At 64.4% G+C, this 2,635-nt stretch carries 2 protein-coding genes; both read left to right on the top strand.

Going from position 1 to position 2,635, the window contains the following annotated elements; all coding sequences use genetic code 11:
- Positions 1-187: 187 nt before the first annotated feature.
- Positions 188-1,702: an IS21 family transposase gene (istA, locus tag L3X40_RS21570; RefSeq protein WP_420854228.1), complete on the top strand. Its 1,515-nt coding sequence runs from the start codon at positions 188-190 to the stop codon at positions 1,700-1,702.
- On the top strand, positions 1,699-2,535 hold the full coding sequence (istB, locus tag L3X40_RS21575) for an IS21-like element helper ATPase IstB (RefSeq protein ID WP_237367383.1): 837 nt from the start codon (positions 1,699-1,701) through the stop codon (positions 2,533-2,535). Before istA ends, istB begins: the two co-directional genes overlap by 4 nt.
- Positions 2,536-2,635 lie beyond the last annotated feature (100 nt).

Below are 2,635 nucleotides of genomic sequence, written 5' to 3' on the forward strand. Positions count from 1 at the left end.
TGCTGCGCGACAATCAGGGTGAGAATTGCCGACAATCAGGATGAGAATGGCGGCGGTGTGTCTGTCGGGACGAGGGGCGAAGCCCCGAGGAGCGACAGACACACCGCCGCAGGCGTCTTTTCTTCTGGAAGGGCGCTTTGGTGATCGTGACCTGCCAGGTGGCGCCTTCTTCGGAAGGGGAGACGCGGTGCCTGGGAGCCATATCAACGATCATCAGGTGAGATACTATATGAAGATGAGACAGACAGTGTCGCCGCGCAGCGCGGCGGCGTGTGCGGCGTTCAGCACGGCGACGGCGTATCGGCTGGAGGCAGATATGCGGCTTCCTTCGCAAAGGAAGGCGCCGCGCGGTCGCCGTCGCCCCGATCCGCTGGCGGATATCTTCGACAGCGAGGTGGTGCCGCTCCTGGAGAGTGCGCCGGGGATCCGAGCCGTGGCCGTGTTCGAAGAAATGCAGCGTCGTCATCCTGAGCTTCCCGATGGTGTGCGGCGGACGATGGAGCGTCGGATCCGCAGTTGGCGAGCGCTGCGAGGTCCGGATCGCGATGTGATGTTCCGCCAGGTGCACGAGCCGGGGCGGATGGGGCTGTCGGACTTTACGGACATGGCCGATCTGGGTGTACGGATCGCGGGGGTGGGGCTCGACCACCGGCTGTATCACTTCCGGCTCGCCTGTTCGGGCTTTGAGCATGCCCATGTGATCCTTGGCGGCGAGAGCTATGTCGCGCTGGCGGAGGGTCTGCAAAATGCGTTGTGGGCGCTGGGCGGGGCGCCGCGTGAACATCGCAGTGACAGCCTGTCGGCGGCGTTCCGCAATCTGGATGCGTCGGCGCGCGAGGATCTGACGCGCAGATATGACGCGCTGTGCCGCCATTATCGGATGGAGCCGACCCGCAACAACCGCGGCGTTGCGCACGAGAATGGCGCGATAGAAAGCGCGCACGCGCATCTGAAGGCGGCGGTGCGTGACGCACTGCTGATGCGCGGATCGGCCGACTTCGACGAGCTTGCGGAATATCGACGCTTCATCGACGAGATCGTCGCGCGCAAGAATGCGCGGAGCGCGAAGCGCATCGACGCCGAGCGGGCGGTGCTTCAGTCGCTGCCGGGCCTGCGCACCAGCGATTATGAAGAGGTGCTCGTCATGGTGACGTCCTCGGGCGGGTTCACGCTGCGCAAGGTGTTCTACACCGTGCCCTCGCGGTTGATCGGTCACCGGCTCAGGGTAAGGCTTTACGACGACCGGCTTGAGCTGTTCCTCGGCGGCACGCCCCTGTTCACCCTGCCGCGCGGTCGCGCCGACCGCAAAGGCAAGCATGATCATGTTGTCGATTATCGCCATGTCATCCATGCGCTGCGGCGTAAACCGATGGCGCTGCTGAACCTCGTTTACCGGGACCAGCTCTTCCCGCGCGAGGCCTATCGGCGCATGTTCGACCGGCTGATCGACCGGCTCGCCGATCGGATGGCGTGCCGGACGATGGTCGAGTTGCTCAGCCTTGCCCATGAGCGGGCCTGTGAGGCCGAGCTTGCTGGCGTGTTGGAATCCCTGTTGGCGACGCCGCAAGGCATGCCGGACATGGCCGCGCTGCGTGCGCGGTTCGCGCCCGACCCCGCGGCATTGCCCGAGGTCATCGTCGAGCTTGCCCCGCTCTCCGCCTATGAAGCGCTGCTGGCTCCTCGCGCGGAGGAAATGGCATGACGCAGGACATCGACGCGACCAAGCTCACCCTGATGCTCAATGAGCTGCGGCTTCCGACAATCAAGCAGCTCTGGCCGACGTTCGCCGAGCGATCCGACAAGGAGGGCTGGCCCGCGGCGCGCTTCCTGAGTGCGATCACCGAGCATGAGATCGCCGAACGCGACCGGCGCCGGATCGAGCGCCATCTTGCCGAGGCGAAACTGCTGCCGGGAAAGACGCTCGATACGTTCGACTTCGACGCGGTGCCGATGATATCGAAAGCGCAGGTCATGGCGATCTGCGCGGGAGACAGCTGGCTTGAAAACGGCGCCAACCTGATCCTGTTCGGCCCGCCCGGCGGGGGCAAATCGCATCTGTCGTCGGCGATCGGGCTCGCGCTTGTGGAAAAGGGCTGGCGCGTGCTGTTCACCCGGACTTCGGACCTCGTCCAGAAGCTTCAGGTCGCGCGCCGCGAGCTCGCGCTTGAAAATGCGATCCATCGGCTCGATCGCTTCGATCTGCTGATCCTCGACGACCTCGCCTATGTCGCCAAGGATCAGGCCGAAACCTCGGTCCTGTTCGAGCTGATCAGCGCGCGGTACGAGCGGCGCTCGCTGCTCATCACCGCCAACCAGCCGTTCGGCGAATGGAACCGGGTCTTCCCCGATCCCGCCATGACGCTCGCCGCCGTCGACCGCCTCGTGCACCACGCCACCATCTTCGAAATGAACGTCGAAAGCTATCGGCGCCGCGCCGCGATCGACCGAAAGCAGCACGGCGCAGGTCGGCCCGCAAAGGTCGCGACAATCAAAAATACCGGCGTGTCGCTCCCCGACAATCAAGTCCTGACATAGGTCTTGCCAGCGACAAGCAAACACACCAAAACGGAACCGTCGCGGTCAGACCTTCTCATCCTGATCGTCGCAACTTCTCATCCAGTTTGTCGCGCTACAC

The sequence above is a fragment of the Rhizorhapis sp. SPR117 genome (assembly GCF_021742065.1).

Excerpts from the sequence above, each read along its gene's own strand:
- istB (WP_237367383.1), top strand. The coding sequence starts at position 1,699 with ATGACGCAGGACATCGACGCGACCAAGCTCACCCTGATGCTCAATGAG.